Source organism: Streptomyces griseoaurantiacus, from assembly GCF_036189845.1.
GTDB lineage: Bacteria > Actinomycetota > Actinomycetes > Streptomycetales > Streptomycetaceae > Streptomyces > Streptomyces griseoaurantiacus.
This window is the reverse complement of the sequence record NZ_CP108326.1, coordinates 1388540-1407639: the sequence shown is the minus strand read 5'-3', so window position 1 is coordinate 1407639 and position 19100 is coordinate 1388540. Positions and strand designations below refer to the sequence as shown.

17 protein-coding genes are annotated in these 19100 nt (G+C 71.5%); 14 read left to right on the top strand and 3 right to left on the bottom strand.

Annotation, left to right across the window (positions count from 1 at the left end; genetic code table 11):
• Positions 1-13 precede the first annotated feature (13 nt).
• The gene (locus OHB09_RS06385) at positions 14-1084 is read right to left on the bottom strand and encodes a RecB family exonuclease (RefSeq protein ID WP_328921705.1); all 1071 of its coding nucleotides are present in this window, start codon (positions 1082-1084) and stop codon (positions 14-16) included.
• A 142-nt stretch (positions 1085-1226) separates the two neighbouring features.
• Between OHB09_RS06385 and OHB09_RS06380 the strand changes: the two genes are divergently transcribed.
• From OHB09_RS06380 to OHB09_RS06370, 3 genes are all read left to right on the top strand, one after another.
• Positions 1227-2774, top strand: coding sequence for a site-2 protease family protein (locus OHB09_RS06380; protein WP_328921704.1), 1548 nt, complete (start codon positions 1227-1229; stop codon positions 2772-2774).
• Positions 2775-2910: 136 nt separating this feature from the next.
• A complete protein-coding gene (locus OHB09_RS06375; protein WP_006141749.1) occupies positions 2911-3816 on the top strand; it encodes a tRNA (adenine-N1)-methyltransferase in 906 nt (301 codons plus the stop codon).
• Positions 3817-4056: 240 nt separating this feature from the next.
• Positions 4057-4635: a hypothetical protein gene (locus OHB09_RS06370; protein ID WP_328921703.1), complete on the top strand. Its 579-nt coding sequence runs from the start codon at positions 4057-4059 to the stop codon at positions 4633-4635.
• Between the two features lie 93 nt (positions 4636-4728).
• On the opposite strand, the gene OHB09_RS06365 is transcribed toward OHB09_RS06370, so the two are convergent.
• Positions 4729-5052: a ferredoxin gene (locus tag OHB09_RS06365; protein WP_040896027.1), complete on the bottom strand. Its 324-nt coding sequence runs from the start codon at positions 5050-5052 to the stop codon at positions 4729-4731.
• A gap of 244 nt (positions 5053-5296) precedes the next feature.
• Here OHB09_RS06365 and arc point away from each other — a divergent pair, with 244 nt between their 5' ends.
• The 5 genes from arc to prcA all read left to right on the top strand — a co-directional run bounded on the left by arc (position 5297) and on the right by prcA (position 11044).
• A complete protein-coding gene (gene arc, locus OHB09_RS06360) occupies positions 5297-7063 on the top strand; it encodes a proteasome ATPase (protein WP_006141746.1) in 1767 nt (588 codons plus the stop codon).
• Positions 7064-7295: 232 nt separating this feature from the next.
• The gene (gene dop / locus OHB09_RS06355) at positions 7296-8807 is read left to right on the top strand and encodes a depupylase/deamidase Dop (RefSeq protein ID WP_006141745.1); all 1512 of its coding nucleotides are present in this window, start codon (positions 7296-7298) and stop codon (positions 8805-8807) included.
• A 163-nt stretch (positions 8808-8970) separates the two neighbouring features.
• Positions 8971-9189, top strand: coding sequence for a ubiquitin-like protein Pup (locus OHB09_RS06350; RefSeq protein ID WP_040896025.1), 219 nt, complete (start codon positions 8971-8973; stop codon positions 9187-9189).
• A gap of 161 nt (positions 9190-9350) precedes the next feature.
• Positions 9351-10196 (top strand): proteasome subunit beta, encoded by an 846-nt coding sequence (gene prcB, locus OHB09_RS06345; RefSeq protein ID WP_006141743.1) that lies wholly within the window; start codon positions 9351-9353, stop codon positions 10194-10196.
• Positions 10197-10255: 59 nt separating this feature from the next.
• Positions 10256-11044, top strand: coding sequence for a proteasome subunit alpha (gene prcA / locus OHB09_RS06340; protein WP_319350911.1), 789 nt, complete (start codon positions 10256-10258; stop codon positions 11042-11044).
• 106 nt (positions 11045-11150) lie between these two features.
• Here the strand turns inward: prcA and OHB09_RS06335 are convergent, their stop codons facing one another.
• Positions 11151-12200 carry a LacI family DNA-binding transcriptional regulator gene (locus tag OHB09_RS06335; RefSeq protein WP_176944984.1) on the bottom strand — a complete coding sequence of 350 codons (1050 nt, stop codon included), beginning with the start codon at positions 12198-12200 and terminating at the stop codon, positions 11151-11153.
• Positions 12201-12301: 101 nt separating this feature from the next.
• Between OHB09_RS06335 and OHB09_RS06330 the strand changes: the two genes are divergently transcribed.
• The 6 genes from OHB09_RS06330 (at position 12302) to OHB09_RS06305 (ending at position 19013) form a co-directional block, all read left to right on the top strand.
• Positions 12302-13561: an MFS transporter gene (locus OHB09_RS06330; protein WP_006141740.1), complete on the top strand. Its 1260-nt coding sequence runs from the start codon at positions 12302-12304 to the stop codon at positions 13559-13561.
• Positions 13562-13570: 9 nt separating this feature from the next.
• On the top strand, positions 13571-14932 hold the full coding sequence (gene pafA / locus OHB09_RS06325; protein ID WP_006141739.1) for a Pup--protein ligase: 1362 nt from the start codon (positions 13571-13573) through the stop codon (positions 14930-14932).
• Between the two features lie 214 nt (positions 14933-15146).
• A complete protein-coding gene (locus OHB09_RS06320) occupies positions 15147-16154 on the top strand; it encodes an FKBP-type peptidyl-prolyl cis-trans isomerase (RefSeq protein ID WP_093592498.1) in 1008 nt (335 codons plus the stop codon).
• Between the two features lie 89 nt (positions 16155-16243).
• Positions 16244-16618 (top strand): FKBP-type peptidyl-prolyl cis-trans isomerase, encoded by a 375-nt coding sequence (locus OHB09_RS06315; RefSeq protein WP_328921702.1) that lies wholly within the window; start codon positions 16244-16246, stop codon positions 16616-16618.
• A 224-nt stretch (positions 16619-16842) separates the two neighbouring features.
• Complete coding sequence (locus OHB09_RS06310) at positions 16843-17853, top strand: helix-turn-helix transcriptional regulator (RefSeq protein ID WP_006141736.1); 1011 nt, start codon at positions 16843-16845, stop codon at positions 17851-17853.
• A 5-nt stretch (positions 17854-17858) separates the two neighbouring features.
• Positions 17859-19013 carry a helix-turn-helix transcriptional regulator gene (locus tag OHB09_RS06305; RefSeq protein WP_328922993.1) on the top strand — a complete coding sequence of 385 codons (1155 nt, stop codon included), beginning with the start codon at positions 17859-17861 and terminating at the stop codon, positions 19011-19013.
• The last annotated feature ends 87 nt before the right edge of the window (positions 19014-19100 follow it).

The following is a 19100-nucleotide window of genomic DNA, read 5'->3' as shown; positions in this document are numbered from 1 at the left end:
CTCCCTCGGTAGGCTATTGCGGCCCCATTCTGCCCTGCGTGTCCTCCTCGGAACCGGCCGCCCCGAAGGGCAGCGCCAGGGGCAGCGGGTAGGGCGGGGGCGTGCCGTCGAACTCCGGGCAGAACTCCTGGTGGTCGCACCAGCCGCACAACTTGGTGGGCCGCGGCCGCCAGTCGCCCGTCTCCGTGGCGGTTCTGATCGCCTCCCAGAGGGCCAGGAGCTTCCGCTCGACCCCCTGCAGGTCCTCGATCACCGGGTCGTACGTCACCACGTCGCCGCTGCCCAGGTAGACGAGCTGGAGCCGGCGCGGGACGACCTTCTTCAGCCGCCAGATCACCAGGGCGTAGAACTTCATCTGGAACAGGGCGCCCTCGGCGTACTCGGGCCGCGGGGCCTTGCCCGTCTTGTAGTCGACGATGCGCACCTCGCCCGTCGGCGCCACGTCCACCCGGTCGATGATGCCGCGCAGGGTGAGCCCCGACTCCAGCCGGGTCTGGACGAACATCTCCCGTTCGACGGGCTCGAGCCGCGTCGGGTCCTCCAGGGCGAACCAGCGTTCGACCAGTTGCCCGGCCTCCTCCAGCCAGCCCGCCAGCCGGCTGCCGTCCTCGTCGTCGGCGAACAGCTCCGCGAGTTCCGGGCGGTTCTTCAGCAGCCGGTCCCACTGGCCGGGGACGAGCGACCGGGCCCGCGGGGCGGTGCGCTCGGCGGCCGGTGCGTCGAACAGCCGCTCGAGCACCGCGTGCACCAGGGTGCCGCGGGTCGCCGCGGGACTCGGCTTCTCCGGGAGCCGGTCGATCACCCGGAAGCGGTACAGCAGCGGGCACTGCATGAAGTCACCGGCCCGGGAGGGCGAGAGCGAGGTCGGCCGCGCGGGCGCCCGCCGCGAGGCGGCCGGGGCAGCGGCCGGGGCGGGGGCCGGGGCGGGGGCCTGGGCGGGTATGACGGGAGCCGGCGTGGTCCCGGGCGTGGTCGCACCGGCCGCCGGTACGGCGGACTCCGCCACCGAGCCCGCCCGCGTCGTCGTCTCCGCCGGTTCCGTGCCGGCCGGCGCCGCCGCGCCGCCCTCCGTGCTGGTCTCCATGCCCACAGACCATACGGCCCACCACTGACAGACTGAGGGGGTGCCGGGGCGGAACACCGCGTGAGGGCCGCATACCATCGACACCGGACCCTCCCTCCCGGTCACCACCGGGACCGGGAGACGCTTCGAACAAGGGGACACCGTGGACGAGAGCGGCGGGAGCGGGCAGCCGCGCTCCGGCAACGACCGGGCGACCGATCGCCACGAGGGGCAGCCGCCCCGCACCGACCCCTCCCACCCCGAGGCGACCCCGGACACCACCGGTTCCGGGCCGGCCCCGGAGGAGCAGGCCCCGGCCGAGGACGCGCACGGCCGGGACACCGGCGCGAAGCCGTCCGACGCCTCGGACAGCTCGGGCAGCTCCGACGGCTCCGTCAGCCCCGGCGTGTCCGGCACCCCCGACCCGTCCGGCACTCCCGACCCCCCGGCGGGCCGCGCCCCCGCCGCCCCCCGCGGGCGCACCGAGGCCTCGTCCGGCAACACCGGCGGGGGAGCGGGAACGGGCGTCGGCGGTCCCCGCGGGCCGCGCCGGCCCAAGGACCCCGGGGGCGGACTGCTCATGGGCCGCCCCTTCGGCGTGCCCGTCTACGTCGCCCCGAGCTGGTTCCTCGTCGCCGCCCTGATCACCTGGGTCTTCGGCGGACAGCTCGACCGCGTCCTGCCCGAGCTCGGCGCCGCCCGCTACCTCGTCTCCCTCTTCTTCGCGGTCGCCTTCTACGCCTCCGTCCTCGTCCACGAACTCGCGCACACCGTGGCCGCGCTCCGCTTCAAGCTCCCCGTCCGCCGCATCCAGCTCCAGTTCTTCGGCGGCGTCTCGGAGATCGAGAAGGAGGCCGAGACGCCCGGCCGGGAGTTCGTCCTCGCCTTCGTCGGCCCGCTGCTCTCCCTGGTCCTGGCCGGCGTCTTCTACCTCGCGATGAGCCCCGTCGAGCCCGGCACGGTCCCCGGGGTCCTGCTCGCCGGGCTGATGATCTCCAACCTGATCGTCGCCGCCTTCAACCTGCTGCCCGGCCTCCCGCTCGACGGCGGCCGCATGCTCCGCGCCGTCGTCTGGAAGATCACCGGCACTCCCATGAGCGGCACCGTCGCCGCCGCCTGGGTCGGCCGCGCGCTCGCCATCGCCGTCCTGATCGGGCTGCCGCTGCTCACCCAGACCGGCGCCCTGGGCGGCGATCCCGAGGACATCGGCGGCATGGACACGGTCACCGACGCACTGCTCGCGGCCATCCTCGCCGCGATCATCTGGACCGGCGCCGGCAACAGCCTGCGCATGGCCCGGCTGCGCGAACACCTGCCCGAACTGCGCGCCCGTGCCCTCACCCGGCGGGCCGTCCCCGTCGAGACCGACACCCCGCTCTCCGAGGCGCTGCGCCGTGCCAACGAGGTCGGCGCCCGTGCCCTCGTCGTCGTCGACGCCGAGGGCGAGCCGCTCTCCCTGGTGCGTGAGGCCGCCATCGTCGGCGTGCCGGAGCACCGCCGCCCCTGGGTCGCGGTCAGCGGGCTCGCCCAGGACCTCACCGAGGGCATGCGGGTCTCCGCCGAGCTCTCGGGGGAGGAACTGCTCGACGTCCTGCGGGCCACTCCCGCCACGGAATACCTCGTCGTGGAGGACACCGGCGCGATCTACGGCGTCCTGTCGGCGGCCGACGTCGAACGCGCCTTCGTGCGGGCGATGGCCCGGCCGTCCTGACCGCGCCCGTTTCGACTGCCCTTCCGACCGCGCCCGCGTCCCGGTCCCCGTCCCGACCGCGCCCGCCGTCCCGGCCGCACCCCGTGCGACGGCGGCCCCGTCACGGGCAGTCCCCGACAGAGGCTAGGCTGGGCACATGTCCGAACCGACCGGTGCCGCCCGCCGTCGCGGGCCCTTCAAAGTCGGGGACCAGGTACAGCTGACCGACCCCAAGGGTCGCCACTACACGTTCACGCTCGAAGCCGGGAAGAACTTCCACACCCACAAGGGTTCCTTCCCGCACGACGAACTGATCGGCGCCCCCGAAGGGAGCGTCGTCCGTACCACCGGGAACGTCGCCTACCTCGCGCTGCGCCCCCTGCTCCCCGACTACGTCCTGTCCATGCCCCGCGGGGCCGCCGTCGTCTACCCCAAGGACGCGGGGCAGATCCTGGCCTTCGCCGACATCTTCCCCGGCGCCCGCGTCGTGGAGGCGGGCGTGGGCTCCGGCTCGCTCAGCAGCTTCCTGCTGCGCGCCATCGGCGACCAGGGCATGCTGCACAGCTACGAGCGCCGCGCGGACTTCGCCGAGATCGCCCAGGGCAACGTGGAGCGCTACTTCGGCGGCCCCCACCCCGCCTGGCAGCTCACCGTCGGTGACCTCCAGGACAACCTGTCCGACACCGACGTCGACCGCGTCATCCTCGACATGCTCGCCCCCTGGGAGTGCCTGGAGGCCGTCTCCAAGGCGCTCGTGCCCGGCGGCATCCTCTGCGCCTACGTGGCCACCACCACCCAGCTCGCGCGGACCGTGGAGTCCATCCGCGAGATCGGCTGCTTCAACGAGCCGACCGCCTGGGAGACGATGATCCGCAACTGGCACATCGAGGGCCTCGCCGTCCGTCCGGACCACCGCATGATCGGCCACACCGGGTTCCTGCTCACCGCCCGCCGCCTCGCCGACGGCGTCGAGCCGCCCATGCGTCGCCGCCGCCCCGCGAAGGGCGCCTACGGCGAGGACTACGCCGGCCCGAACGCCGACGGAGGCACCGCCGGCCGCTGACCCCGGCCGCCGGACCGCCCCGGGCGGCCCGGCGCCGCGTACAACGCACAAGGGCCGTGGCCGAGTTCCCCGACACACCGGGGAACTCGGCCACGGCCCTTCACCGTTGACGGCCGCCGCGGCCGCGCCCGCCCCGTGGCGCCGGGGAAAATCCGGACCCCGCCGTTCCCCGGGACTGTGACGTGTGGCACGATGCCGAGCACCCCCGCCGGCTCAGCCCTCACAGGAGACGCCGTCCTCGTGCAGCAATCCGCCGTCCCGGAACTGGCTCACGCCACCACCCGCCCGATCCACTGGGTCGCCACGGCCACGGCCCTGGCGGGCGTGATCGCCCTCTCCGCCGTGTTGCAGCCCGGCCATGCGACGGCGGCCCAGACCTCCCACACGGCCGCGAAGGCCGCCCCCGTCACCGCCCCGGCCCCCGACCCCGCCGAGGCCGCCTTCCCTCTCGACTGCGGCCCCGACAAGCTCGTCGTCGCGAAGAAGGCCGGCGGGGACCTGGACGGGGACGGGCGGCCCGAGACGACCGCCGTCGTCCACTGCGAGTCGGGCATGGGGACACCGCCCGACGGCGTCTACGTCCTCACCCAGGGCGCCGGCGACAGCCGTCCGCGCGTGGTCGCCACCCTCGTGAACCCGAAGGACCGGGACACCGTCACCGACTTCACGGTCGCCGACGGGGCCGTCGCCGCGACCCTGCTCGGCTACTCCTCGTCCGAGGTGCCCAGTTGCTGCCCCGACGTCACCGAGCACGCCAAGTGGCAGTGGAAGAACGGCGTGTTCGAGCGTTCCACTCCGGCGCCGACCGAGCGGGTCTGAGGCACCGGCCGTCTCCGACCGCCCGTCCACGGACCGGACACGGGCGCATCAATGTGAGAAAACAGACAGAAGTCACGTATCGCTACGCCCGGGTCACCCGGCGTCCGCGGTCTCCACGGCGTCCGGCCCGTAGACCTCCACCCTGTCCGAAACCCGGCGCACATGGATGCACTCGCCCGGGCACTCCCTGGCCGAGTCCACCACGTCCGTCAGCAAGGGCAGCGGCACGGGCGTCGTCGCGCCCCTGGCCTGCAGCAGTTCGTCCTCGCCGTCCTTGACGTAGGCCAGGCCGTCGATGTCCAGCTCGAAGACCTCCGGGGCGTACTGGGCACAGATCCCGTCGCCGGTGCACAGGTCCTGGTCGATCCACACCTCCAGCGCCTCGCCCCCGCCGGTCGCCTCCTGCTGCACGGTCATCTTCCCTGCCCTTTCTGTGCCGGGCCGGGCGGGAATCCGGCCAGCTCCGGCGGGTGTTGAACACGTCGACCCTACCCGGGGCGGCTTCCCCTGCGCGTTCGGTGGGTATTCCCCTGGCGTGAGGGAGAGCGCAAGGGTGAAGATCGGACACACCCCGACCGTCTTTGTGATCTAGGGGTTTCAATCGACACCCACCCAGGTAGGGTCTGGAAGCGTCCAGCTCCCCTTGGAGGAGGTGAGGACCGTGGCAGCCCACGACGACGACATGAACCGCGGCATCCGCCCGGGACGCGGGTCCGACGACCCGGCCGGGCAGATCGCCTATCTTGAGCAGGAGATCGCCGTCCTGCGACGCAAGCTCGCCGATTCTCCGCGACACACGAGGATTCTCGAGGAGCGGATTGTCGAGCTGCAGACCAACCTGGCCGGCGTGTCCGCCCAGAACGAACGACTCGCCAATACGCTCCGCGAGGCCCGCGACCAGATCGTCGCCCTCAAGGAGGAGGTCGACCGGCTCGCCCAGCCGCCGGCCGGCTTCGGTGTCTTCCTGCAGGCCAATGAGGACGGCACCGCCGACATCTTCACCGGCGGCCGCAAGCTCCGCGTCAACGTCAGCCCCTCGGTGGAGCTCGACGGACTCAGGCGCGGCCAGGAAGTGATGCTCAACGAAGCTCTCAACGTGGTCGACGCCATGGAGTTCGAGAGCGTCGGGGACATCGTCACCCTCAAGGAGATCCTCGAGGACGGTGAGCGGGCCCTGGTGATCGGGCACACCGACGAGGAGCGGGTGGTGAGGCTCGCCGAGCCGCTGCTGGACATCACCATCCGTCCCGGCGACGCCCTGCTGATGGAGCCCCGTTCCGGATACGTCTACGAGGTCGTTCCCAAGAGCGAGGTCGAGGAGCTCGTCCTCGAAGAGGTCCCCGACATCGGCTACGAGCAGATCGGCGGTCTCGGCGGCCAGATCGAGGCCATCCGGGACGCGGTCGAACTGCCCTATCTCTATCCCGACCTGTTCAGGGAGCACGAACTGCGGCCGCCCAAGGGTGTGCTGCTCTACGGGCCGCCCGGATGCGGCAAGACGCTCATCGCCAAGGCGGTGGCCAACTCGCTGGCCAAGAAGGTCGCCGAGGTCACCGGCCAGGCCGCGGGCAAGAGCTTCTTCCTCAACATCAAGGGCCCCGAGCTCCTCAACAAGTACGTCGGTGAGACCGAGCGGCAGATCCGACTGGTCTTCCAGCGGGCCCGTGAGAAGGCCAGCGAGGGCACGCCCGTCATCGTCTTCTTCGACGAGATGGAGTCCCTCTTCCGCACCCGCGGCTCCGGTGTCAGCTCGGACGTGGAGAACACCATCGTCCCGCAGCTCCTCGCCGAGATCGACGGCGTGGAGGGTCTGCAGAACGTGGTCGTGATCGGCGCCTCCAACCGTGAGGACATGATCGACCCCGCGATCCTGCGGCCCGGCCGGCTCGACGTGAAGATCAAGATCGAGCGTCCTGACGCCGAGGCGGCCAAGGACATCTTCGGCAAGTACCTCACCGAGCGCCTCCCGCTGCACGGCGACGACGTCGCCGAGCACAGCGGCGACAAGTCGTCCACGGTCCAAGGAATGATCCAGACCGCGGTCGAGCACATGTACGCCGAATCCGAGGAGAACCGCTTCCTGGAAGTCACTTACGCCAATGGAGACAAGGAAGTCCTCTACTTCAAGGACTTCAACTCCGGCGCCATGATCGAGAACATCGTCGGGCGCGCCAAGAAAATGGCGATCAAGGACTTCCTGGAGAAGAACCAGAAGGGTCTCCGCGTCTCCCATCTCCTCCAGGCATGCGTGGACGAGTTCAAGGAGAACGAGGACCTGCCCAACACCACGAATCCGGACGACTGGGCCCGCATCTCCGGAAAGAAGGGCGAGCGGATCGTGTACATCCGTACGCTCATCACCGGGAAGCAGGGTTCCGACACCGGCCGCTCCATCGACACCGTGGCCAACACCGGGCAGTACCTGTAGCACAAAAAGAGGCTGCGGGTGCCCACGGCGGGTACCCGCAGCCGATTGCTTTACCGGCCACGGTCGGACCACCAATGACGCAAATGATCTCCCCCCCAGCGCAGAGGCGTTCTAGGCTCTTTCGTACCGCCGCGTCGCGCCGTGCGGGGACGGGCACCGCACGCGCACCGGAGCACCAGCGGTACTTGAGCGCCGCCCCCGACCGAGGGCGCCGCCGGGCTAGGAGGGCCGCATGACCGTACGGCGAGTAATGGGCATCGAGACGGAGTACGGGATCTCCGTCCCCGGTCACCCCAACGCCAATGCCATGCTCACCTCGTCCCAGATCGTCAACGCCTACGCGGCGGCGATGCACCGGGCCCGCCGGGCCCGCTGGGACTTCGAGGAGGAGAATCCGCTGCGGGACGCGCGGGGCTTCGACCTCGCCCGCGAGGCCGCCGACTCCACCCAGCTCACCGACGAGGACATCGGCCTGGCCAATGTGATCCTCACCAACGGCGCGCGCCTCTACGTCGACCACGCCCACCCCGAGTACAGCGCCCCCGAGGTGACCAATCCGCGCGACGCCGTGCTGTGGGACAAGGCCGGTGAACGGATCATGGCCGAGGCCGCCGAACGGGCAGCCCAGCTCCCCGGCGCCCAGCCGATCCACCTCTACAAGAACAACACCGACAACAAGGGCGCCTCCTACGGCACGCACGAGAACTACCTGATGAAGCGGGAGACCCCCTTCTCGGACATCGTGCGCCACCTGACGCCCTTCTTCGTCTCCCGCCAGGTGGTCACCGGTGCCGGCCGCGTGGGCATCGGACAGGACGGTCACGAGCACGGCTTCCAGCTCAGCCAGCGCGCGGACTACTTCGAGGTGGAGGTGGGCCTGGAGACGACGCTCAAGCGCCCCCTCATCAACACCCGCGACGAGCCGCACGCCGACGCCGAGAAGTACCGCCGGCTGCACGTGATCATCGGCGACGCGAACCTGTCGGAGATCTCGACGTACCTGAAGCTCGGCACCACGGCTCTGGTTCTCTCCATGATCGAGGACGGCTTCATCGCCGTCGACCTGGCCGTCGACCAGCCGGTACGCACTCTGCACCAGGTCTCCCACGACCCGACGCTGCAGCACCTCGTCACCCTCCGCAGCGGCCGCACGCTCACCGCGGTACAGCTCCAGATGGAGTACTACGAGCTGGCCCGCAAGTACGTGGAGGAGCGCTACGGGGCCGACGCGGACGAGCAGACCAAGGACGTCCTCACGCGCTGGGAGGACACCCTGAACCGGCTGGAGAACGACCCCATGAGCCTGGCCGGCGAGCTCGACTGGGTCGCCAAGCGGGAGCTCATGGAGGGCTACCGGCGCCGCGACGGCCTGGACTGGGACGCCGCCCGGCTGCACCTCGTGGACCTGCAGTACGCCGACGTGCGCGCCGAGAAGGGGCTGTACAACCGTCTGGCGGCCCGCGGGCGGATCAAGCGCTTGCTGGACGAGGGCGAGGTGGAGCGGGCCCGGACGCAGCCTCCGGAGGACACGCGGGCCTACTTCCGCGGCCGGTGCCTGGAGCAGTACGCCGACGACGTGGCCGCCGCCTCCTGGGACTCGGTGATCTTCGATCTGCCGGGTCGGGACTCCCTGCAGCGGGTACCCACGCTGGAACCGCTTCGCGGAACGCGTAATCACGTCAAGGAGCTGCTCGACCGCTGCCGCACCGCCGAGGACCTGGTCAAGGTGTTGTCGGGCGGATGAGCGGCCCGCCCGGCCGATCACTTCGGGCGGGGTGGAAACCGCGGTGCGGGGGAATGATCCGATCGCGGGGCCGATGTCGGACCCGGCGAGTAGGGTCTGATCATCACCGATCGGCAGGAATGCCGACCATGTCGGGCGAACCGAACTGAGCGGGGTGAGGGTAATGGCGACCAAGGACACCGGCGGCGGCCAGCAGAAGGCGACGCGCTCCACGGAGGAGGTCGAGGAGCAGGCGCAGGACGCGCAGGGCTCGGAGGACCTCAAGGAGCGCCAGGAGAAGCTGAGCGACGACGTGGACGACGTCCTGGACGAGATCGACGACGTCCTCGAGTCCAACGCCGAGGACTTCGTGCGGTCCTTCGTGCAAAAGGGCGGCGAGTAACACCCGGCGCACCACCCGGTGCCGGCCCCCGGCGGGTACGCCGGCACCGGGCGGGCACCGGGGCGGATGACCGGCCCCGGTGCGGGTAGGGTCCGTGCACGGATTTGATGATCGGCTCGGCTGATCCAGGCGGGGCCGCAGTCTCACGTGGAAGGAAACGCGTGGAAGCCAACACTCGTAGCACCGGGCGTCTGCCGGCTGCCTTCCTGACGCCCGGGTCCTCGTCCTTCATGGACTTCCTCTCCGAGCACCAGCCGGAGATCCTGCCCGGCAGGCGGCAGCTGCCTCCCACCCAGGGAGTCATCGAGGCCCCGCACGGCACGACGATCGTGGCCGTCACCTTCCCCGGCGGCGTGGTGCTCGCCGGTGACCGGCGGGCGACCATGGGCAATGTGATCGCCCAGCGGGACATCGAGAAGGTGTTCCCCGCGGACGAGTACTCCGCGGTGGGCATCGCCGGCACGGCGGGCCTGGCCGTGGAGATGGTGAAGCTGTTCCAGCTCGAGCTGGAGCACTTCGAGAAGGTGGAGGGCGCCCAGCTCTCCCTGGAGGGCAAGGCCAACCGCCTGTCCACGATGATCCGCTCCAACCTCGGCATGGCTATGCAGGGTCTGGCCGTGGTCCCGCTCTTCGCGGGGTACGACGTGGACCGCGACCGGGGCCGGATCTTCTCCTACGACGTCACCGGCGGCCGTTCCGAGGAGACCAATTACGCGGCCACGGGCTCCGGCTCGGTCTTCGCCCGGGGCGCAATGAAGAAGCTCTTCCGCGAGGACCTGACCGAGGAGCAGGCCACGACACTCGTGGTCCAGGCCCTGTACGACGCGGCGGACGACGACTCGGCGACCGGCGGTCCCGATGTCGCACGCCGGATCTATCCGATCGTCACCGTGATCACCGAGGACGGCTTCCGCCGGCTGACGGAGGAGGAGTCCTCCGAGATCGCCCGCTCGATCCTCCAGCGGCGTCTGGAACAGCCCGACGGCCCCCGGGCCGCGCTGCTCTGACGGCGCCCGGTCTTGTTCGAGGTGTTCGAGTGACTTCCACAGAAAGGGACGGATAACCGGTGTCGACGCCGTTCTATGTTTCCCCTCAGCAGGCGATGGCGGACCGGGCGGAGTACGCCCGCAAGGGCATCGCCCGCGGCCGCAGCCTGGTGGTGCTGCAGTACGCCGACGGCATCGTCTTCGTCGGTGAGAACCCGTCCCGCGCGCTGCACAAGTTCAGCGAGATCTACGACCGGATCGGCTTCGCCGCCGCCGGCAAGTACAACGAGTACGAGAACCTCAGGATCGGCGGTGTGCGCTACGCCGACCTGCGGGGCTACACCTACGACCGGACCGATGTCACGGCCCGGGGCCTGGCGAACGTGTACGCGCAGACGCTGGGCACGATCTTCTCCAGCGCGGCCGAGAAGCCCTACGAGGTGGAGCTGGTCGTCGCCGAGGTGGGGGAGACCCCCGAGGGCGACCAGATCTACCGGCTGCCGCACGACGGTTCCATCGTGGACGAGCACGGCTCGGTCGCGGTCGGCGGCAACGCGGAGCAGATCAGCTCCTTCCTGGATCAGCGGCACCGCGACGGCATGACGCTCGCCGAGGCGCTGAAGCTGGCCGTGCAGGCGCTGTCGCGGGACACCAACGGCAGCGAGCGGGAGATCCCCGCGGAGCGCCTGGAAGTGGCCGTCCTGGACCGTACGCGGTGGCAGAAGCGCAAGTTCAAGCGGATCGTCGGCAACAGGCTCTCGCGGCTGCTGGCGGGCGACTCCGACGCGGGGGAGGCCTCCGAGACGGACGGCACGGACGGTGCCGGCCCGAGCGGCGGCGTCGAGAAGACGGACCCCGAGGCGGACTGACCGCCCACCGGCCCCAGGTGCCCCGGACCGCGTGCGCGGCCGGGGCGCCGGGCGTTCCGGGGTGCCCGAGGGCGTCTCAGGGCCTCTCGGCGCCTCTCAGCGTCTGTCAGCGCCTTTCAAGGGGTGTGTCACCCTCGTTCCCGGCCGCTCCCGGCGGCGCCGTGGAGCCGCGTACGACCAGCTCCACCGGGATGTCGCCCACCGCGGGCGGACGGCCCTCCAGTACGGCGAGCAGGGCGTGCATGCCGCGCTCGCCGAAGAGCTCGGCGTCCAGGCGGACGGTCGTCAGTTCGGGTTCGAGAGCCGAGGCGAGCCCCAGGTCGTCCACCCCGGTGACCGAGAGGTCCTCGGGGACGCGCAGGCCGAGCCTGCGGGCGGCCTTGCAGGCGCCCGCCGCGAGCAGGTCGTCGTCGCACACCAGCGCGGTCGGCCGGGGGCCGGGTGCGGTCAGGGCGGTCCGCGCGGCGGCCACGGCGCCCTCGATCGAGAGGGGGGCGCGCGCGGTGCGCAGCTCGGCGCCCGGTATCCCGCCCAGGTGCGCGGCCAGCTCCCGCGCGCGTACCTCGAAGGTCCAGGACGGCACGTCGGCAGCCAGGTGCAGAAAGCGGCGGTGTCCGAGACCGAGCAGGTGACCGGCGACCGCGCGCATGCCGGCCGCGATGTCCAGGTTGACGGTGGTGGCCCCCGGACTGCCCTGCGGGTCGCTGTCCAGCATGACCAGCGGCAGTTCGTCCCCGCGCAGCGCGGTGAGGGCCTCGGCGGCCATCGAGGAGGCGATGACGCCGTCCAGGGCGGCCCGGGCGGAGGGGAACGGGTCACGGGCGGGTCCCACGCCCTCGGGGGAGGGGTAGAGGACCAGGCCGAAGCCGTGCTCGGCGGCGACCCGGGCGGCGCCGGTGTAGACGCCGCCGAAGAACTCGGTGGTCAGCGCGGGCACCACCAGCAGCACGGTGCGGGTGCGGCCGAGGCGGAGGTTGCGGGCGGCGAGGTTGGGCCGGTAGCCGAGCCGGCGGGCGGCGGCCCGGACCCGCTCGGCGGTGGTCTCGGAGACCCGTCCGCGCCACTTGTCGCCGAAGACCAGGGAGACCGCCGCCTGAGACACCCCCGCGGCCCGGGCGACGTCCCGGCTGGTCGGGCGCGTGCTGTTGCGTGCCACCGCGGGGCCGCTCCTTCGTCTGGACCAGTGAACAGCGCACATGGTACGTATACGGGGTCACGTTATACGTAACACTGTACGAGCGCCGAGAGAGGTGCGGCATGGCCGCGGGGTACCTGGAGATCCTCCGTACGAAGCACGCCGCGCGCCTGCTGGCGGGCACCCTGACCGGACGGCTGCCCAACGCGACCGCCGCGATCGCGCTGGTGCTGTTCGTCCGCGGCCAGGGCGGCAGCTACGGCCTCGCCGGGGCCCTGGCCGCCGTGAACGGCATCGCCAACGCCGTGGGACAGCCCTCGCTCGGCCGCCTCGTGGACCTGTACGGGCAGCCGCGCGTGCAACTGCCCGCCGCGCTCGCCTCCGCCCTCGCCATGACCGTCCTGGCCGTCTCCGGCACCGACCCGCTGCCGCTCGCCTTCGCCGCCGCCGCGGCCGGGGGACTGTTCAGCCCGCCCCTGGAGGGCGGACTGCGCGCCCTGTGGCCCAGCGTGCTGCGCCGCGAGGAGCAGGTGCCCACGGCCTACGCGATGGACGCCGTCGCACAGGAGGTCATGTTCACCGCCGGACCGCTCCTGGTGACCCTCTGCGTGTCCCTGTGGTCGGGGCGGGCCGCGCTGCTCGTGCTCAACGTCCTGGGCGTGCTGGGCGCCCTGTGGGTCGTCGCCTCGCCGCCCTCGCGCGCCTGGCGCTCGGCACCCCGGGAGGCGCACTGGCTCGGCGCCCTGCGCTCGCCCGGCCTGCTGGCCCTGCTCGGCGCCTTCCTCTTCGTCGGCCTCGCCCTCGGCTCCATCACCGTCGCCGCGGTGTCCTACGCCGACGGCCACGGCGGCGACGCCGTCTACGGGTGGCTCATGGCCGCCCTCGGCCTCGGCGCCCTCATCGGCGGCACGGTGTACGGGGCGCGGCAGTGGAGCGGGACACCGGAACGGCGGCTGCGCCTCCTGGTGGCCCTGCTGGCGGTCTGTTACCTGCCGCTGACGCTGACGCCCGGCGTGCCGGGGATGGTGGCGCTGGCGGCGGTCTCCGGCGTGTTCCTGGCCCCGTGCGTCGCCTGTGCCTTCGTCCTCGTCGACCGGCACGCCCCGGCGGGCACGGTCACCGAGGCGTTCTCCTGGCTCGTGACGACGTTCACCGTGGGCTCCTCCCTCGGGACCGGCCTCACCGGGCCCGTGGTCCAGGCGGGCGGCGCGGTGGCCGGTTTCGCGGTGCCGGCGGCGGCGGGAGGCGTCTCGCTGCTGGTGCTGCTCGCCACCGCGCGGGTCCTCGCAGCTCCCGCGCGGGGCACGGCCGTCGGGGCTTCACCGGAAAATGATCCGAACCGTGCTGCCCAACCCCGTTTCAGTTCGGGTGATCGGGCGTAATGTTCAGTCATGGACCGCCGCATTTTCGGGCTGGAGAACGAGTACGGCGTCACGTGCACGTTCAGGGGACAGCGCCGTCTGTCGCCTGACGAGGTGGCGCGGTACCTCTTCCGCCGTGTCGTGTCATGGGGCCGCAGCAGCAATGTGTTTCTGCGGAACGGAGCCCGTCTGTATCTGGACGTCGGCTCCCACCCGGAATACGCGACACCCGAATGTGACAACGTGACCGAACTGGTCACTCACGACAAGGCCGGCGAGCGCATTCTCGAAGGACTGCTGGTCGACGCCGAACGCCGCCTGCACGAGGAGGGAATCGCGGGCGACGTCTACCTCTTCAAGAACAACACCGATTCCGCCGGAAACTCCTACGGCTGCCACGAGAACTACCTGGTGGCCCGGCACGGGGAGTTCTCGCGGCTCGCGGACATCCTCATTCCGTTCCTCGTCACGCGGCAGCTGCTGTGCGGCGCCGGCAAGGTGCTGCAGACCCCGCGGGGTGCGGTGTACTGCGTCAGCCAGCGTGCCGAGCACATCTGGGAGGGCGTCTCCTCGGCGACGACACGCTCCCGGCCCATCATCAACACGCGCGACGAACCGCACGCGGACGCCGAACGCTACCGCCGGCTGCACGTCATCGTGGGCGACTCGAACATGTCCGAGACGACGATGCTGCTCAAGGTCGGCGCCACCGACCTCGTCCTGCGCATGATCGAGGCCGGTACGGTGATGCGCGACCTGACCCTGGAGAACCCCATCCGGGCGATCCGCGAGGTCAGCCACGACATCACAGGCCGGCGCAAGGTGCGCCTGGCCAGCGGCCGCGAGGCCTCCGCCCTGGAGGTGCAGCGCGAGTACTACGAGAAGGCACTCGACTTCTGCGAGCGCCGCGGCATCCGCACCGGCACCGTCGAGCAGGTGCTGGAGCTGTGGGGCCGCACCCTGGACGCCATCGAGGCCGAGGACCTGGACCGGATCGGCACCGAGATCGACTGGGTCATGAAGTACAAGCTCATCGAGCGGTACCGGGCCAAGCACAACATGACGATGTCGCACCCGCGGGTCGCCCAGATAGACCTCGCGTACCACGACATCCACCGGCGTCGCGGTCTGTACTACCTGCTGGAGAAGAAGGGCCAGGCCACCCGGATCTGCAACGACTTGAAGATCTTCGAGGGCAAGTCGGTACCTCCGCAGACCACTCGGGCGCGGCTGCGCGGCGACTTCATCCGGCGGGCACAGGAACAGCGCCGCGACTTCACCGTCGACTGGGTGCACCTCAAGCTCAACGACCAGGCACAGCGCACCGTGTTGTGCAAGGACCCCTTCCGTTCGGTGGACGACCGGGTGGAGAAGCTGATCGCCGGCATGTGAGACCGGACTCGTGGGCCCGGACCTGTGGACCGGCCGGGTGAGACCTGACGGGTGAGCGGGGGCGCGGGAAACCGGCCCCGGAACGCCACACGGGCGCCGCACGTTAACCGTGCGGCGCCCTTCTCACGTCGTAGAGTTGCGCGCACTTCCGTCCGTGGCACCCGGCTCCGCCGCCGGTGAGGCCGTCGCAAGACCGATCGATTGAGGCACCCAAGTGCGCCGACGTTCCCTCCTTCTCGCCGCCCTGCCCGCGGGGCTGGTCACGCTCGCCGGCTGCGGCGACGACTCTTCCGGCAGCGGGAGCGAGGAGGCCTCGCCCTCCGCGTCGGCCCCCTCCGCCGCGCCGCCGCCGAAGATCGTGGACGGACCGCTGCCGGCCATCACCGCGGGCAAGGAGTTCGGCGAGAAGCCCACCGTGGCCAAGGGCAGCGGCGAACCCTCGAAGAACCTCGCGGTCCGCACGGTCATCGCGGGCAACGGCCGCACCGTCGCGGAGGGCGACTTCGTGCAGGCCCACTACCTGGGCCAGATCTGGGACAGCGCGAAGGTCTTCGACAACTCCTACGACCGCAAGACACCGCTGCTCATCCAGCTCTCCCAGGGCAGCGTCATCGACGGCTGGCGCTACGCCCTCGCGGGGAAGAAGGCGGGCAGCCGCGTCGAGACGGCCGTGCCGCCGACCTGGGGCTACGGCAAGGACGGCAACAGCCAGGCGGGCATCAAGGGCACCGACACGCTCGTCTTCGTCATCGACGTCCAGGAGACGTTCAACTCCAAGAGCTCCGTCAAGGGCGAGAAGGTCCCGCAGGACGACGCCGCCCTGCCCACCGTGGGCACGAACACGGACGGCAAGGAGCCCTCCGTGAAGGTCCCGAAGGGCGACCCGCCGAAGAAGCTCGTCTCGGCGTACGTCCTCGAGGGCGACGGAGCGGCCGTCAAGAAGGACCAGACCGTGCTGGTGCAGATGGTCGGCGTGGTGTGGAAGGGCGGCGAGAAGTTCGAGTCCACCTACGCGCGCAAGTCGCTGAACCAGTTCGCGCTGCCCCAGATGGAACAGGTCCTCAAGGGCGTGGCCCAGGGGCTGACCGGCAAGAAGGTCGGCAGCCGCGTGCTCCTCGTGGTCCCGCCGGACCTGGGGTACGGCGACACCCCGCCGGGCGGCGACGTCATCAAGAAGGACTCCACCCTCGTGTTCTCCGTGGACATCCTCGCGGCGATGTAGCGCCGCGGAAGATGCGAGACTGTCCAGCGATGTCCTGTGGACGTCCGTAGTTCTGCGTTCTGCCCTATCGACATGCGGGAGCTGGAGAAGTGAGCATCGACAAGCCCGAGATCGACTTCCCGGGCGGCGAGCCGCCGGCCGACCTCGAGATCAAGGACCTGTGGGACGGCGACGGCCGCGAGGCCAAGGCGGGTGACGTCGTCCAGGTCCACTACGTGGGCGTGGCCTTCTCCTCCGGCGAGGAGTTCGACGCCTCCTACAACCGCGGCAACCCGCTGGAGTTCAAGCTCGGCGTCGGCCAGGTCATCCAGGGCTGGGACCGGGGCGTGCAGGGCATGAAGGTGGGCGGCCGCCGCCAACTGATCATCCCCGCGCACCTGGCGTACGGCGACCAGGGCGCCGGCCGCGCGATCGGCCCGGGCGAGACGCTGATCTTCGTCTGCGACCTGGTGGCCGTGCGCTGAGGCCGTGACGCGGGACGGGCGGCGCCGGAACGGCGTCCCCCGCCGCGGTGGGCGTGCCCGACCGGTTCCGGCCGGTCGGCGCACGACCTCGACCGGAGCCGGGACCGTACGCGATCACTCGGGGCCCATGCCCGCGCGGGCATGGGCCCTCCGCTTTTGTCGCGCGACCAAGGAGCGGTACGGTCGTCGCTCAGAAGCACATAGGGGAAGGGCGTAGGGCGTCGATGGCCATTGCCAAGGCCGAGCGGCTGATGAACCTGGCGCTGTGTCTGCTCGGGACGCGGCGGCCGCTCAGCAAGCGCGAGCTGCGCGAGTCCATCGAGGCCTATGTCGAGGCGTTCGGGCCGGGCAACGGCGCGGCCCCCGGTTCCGGCGGTCCGAGCACCTCGGACGACTCCTTCAACCGCATGTTCGAGCGGGACAAGGACGACCTGCGCGAGCTGGGCCTGGTCATCGAGACCGTGGAGAACCTCGACGGCGAGGTCGGCTATCTGGCCCGCCGCGACAGCAACCGGCTGCCCCCGATCACCCTCGACGCCGAGGAGGCCGCCGCCCTCGGCCTGGCCGCCAAGGTCTGGCAGCAGGCCCGCCTCGCCGGCGCGGCCAGTGGCGCCCTGCAGAAGCTGCGCGCGGCCGGTATCCCCGAGGACGTCGACCCCTACGAGGCGCACGGCGCGCTGGAACCGCGCATCCCGGTGCACGAGGCCGCCTTCGAACCGCTGATGCTGGCCTGCCGCGACCGCCGCCCGGTGGTGTTCGACTACCGCAAGGCCTCCGCCGCCCGCCCCGAACCCCGGCAGGTCGAGCCCTGGGCGCTGGAGTGCTGGCGCGGCCACTGGTACCTGGCCGGCTTCGACCGCGACCGGGGCGCCGAGCGGGTCTTCCGGCTGTCCCGGATCACCGGCCGGGTGCGCAGCCGCGCGGGCCGCTTCACCGCGCCCGTCCCCGACGCGGTCACCGTGCGCGAGACCGTCGCGGGCTGGGCCGGGGAGATCACCGACCGCTCGGCGCGGATCCGGCTGCGGTCCGGCTCCGGTTACCCCCTTCGGGCGAAGGCCACCGTGGCCCGGGAACTCGGGAACGGCTGGGACGAGTTGGAGATTCCGTACGGGCACGGGCTGGACGCCTGGCTGGTCGAGTTCGGGCCCGACGTGGTGGTCGTGGAGCCGGCCGAACTGCGGGCCGACGTGGTGGACCGGTTGCGTGCCGTGGCCGGGGTCCGAGGGGGGCGTTGAGGACAGTGGCAGGCAAGCCGGCCCGGCCGGTGAACGCGATCGACCAGACCCGGCGGATGCTGTCCCTGGTGACGTATCTGCGCGAGCGGCCGGGCGCCCGGATCGAGGACGTCGCCCGCGCCTTCGGGATCACCGAGGAGGAGCTCGTCTCCGACCTCGACGTGCTGCCCATGTGCGGCACCAGCTTCCGCGGCGGTGACCTGCTCGACATCGACACCGACGGCGACCGCATCTGGTGGCACAACCCGGCGGCGCTGGGCGCGGAGGCCGCCGAGCCCCTGCGGCTCGCCGCCGACGAGGCGACGGCGCTGCTGGTCGCCGCCCGCGCCGTCGCGACGCTCCCCGGGCTGCGCGAGAGCGACCGGCTGGCCCTGGTGCGCGCCACCGCCAAGGTGGAGACGGCCGCGGGCGAGGCCGCCGGCGCCAGCTCCCGGCTCTCGGTGACGTTCGAGTCCGAGGGCGGCGTCTTCGCCGACGTCGACCGGGCGATCTCCGAGCGGCGGCGACTGTGGATCCGCTACTACTCGCCCGCCCGCGACGAGGTCACCGAACGCGAGATCGACCCGATCCGCCTGGTCAGCGTCGGCCACACCTACGTGGAGGCGTGGTGCCGCCGCTCGGAGGCACGCCGCACCTTCCGGCTCGACCGGGTCGCGGAGATCCGCGTCCTGGACGAGCCCTCCGCGCCGCCGGAGGTCGAGCTGCGGGACCTGTCCGAGGGACTCGTCCAGCCGGCGGCCGAGGACCCCGAGGTCGTCATCGAGGTCGGTCCGGGCGGGCGCTGGGTCGCCGAGTACTACCCGCACGACAGCGCCGATGAACTGGACGACGGCGGACTGCGTATCACTCTGCGCACCCCCGACCCGGCCTCGCTGCGCCGGCTCGCGCTCCGGCTGGGCCGGGACGGGCGGATCGTCACGCCGACGGACCTCGCTCAGAGCGCGCGGGAGGCGGCGCGGGCGGCACTGGCGGCATACGGCGACGAGGCCGCCGAGAGCGACGAGAACGGCGAGAACGACAAGAGCGAAGAGAGCGACGGGTACGGGGACGGCTCCGGGGCGAACGGCGCGACGGCGCCCGGCGCGGCACCGCAGGACGCGGTGCCCGCGGCCCACGGAGCCCGGGACGGGTTGTACGACAGGCAGGAGCAGGGTCTGTGAGCGCGTCGGCGGGGTCGGGTACGACAGCCTGGGGGCCGGAAGCGGGAAGTGCGGCAGCGGCGCACGGACCGGCGTCGGAAGCGCCGG

Bases quoted from the DNA above. Each gene is read 5' to 3' on its own strand.
- dop (WP_006141745.1), top strand. From the start codon at position 7,296: ATGACCGTACGGCGAGTAATGGGCATCGAGACGGAGTACGGGATCTCC.
- OHB09_RS06310 (WP_006141736.1), top strand. From the start codon at position 16,843: ATGGCCATTGCCAAGGCCGAGCGGCTGATGAACCTGGCGCTGTGTCTG.
- OHB09_RS06375 (WP_006141749.1), top strand. From the start codon at position 2,911: ATGTCCGAACCGACCGGTGCCGCCCGCCGTCGCGGGCCCTTCAAAGTC.
- OHB09_RS06385 (WP_328921705.1), bottom strand. From the start codon at position 1,084: ATGGAGACCAGCACGGAGGGCGGCGCGGCGGCGCCGGCCGGCACGGAA.
- pafA (WP_006141739.1), top strand. From the start codon at position 13,571: ATGGACCGCCGCATTTTCGGGCTGGAGAACGAGTACGGCGTCACGTGC.
- OHB09_RS06365 (WP_040896027.1), bottom strand. From the start codon at position 5,052: ATGACCGTGCAGCAGGAGGCGACCGGCGGGGGCGAGGCGCTGGAGGTG.
- OHB09_RS06330 (WP_006141740.1), top strand. From the start codon at position 12,302: ATGGCCGCGGGGTACCTGGAGATCCTCCGTACGAAGCACGCCGCGCGC.
- OHB09_RS06350 (WP_040896025.1), top strand. From the start codon at position 8,971: ATGGCGACCAAGGACACCGGCGGCGGCCAGCAGAAGGCGACGCGCTCC.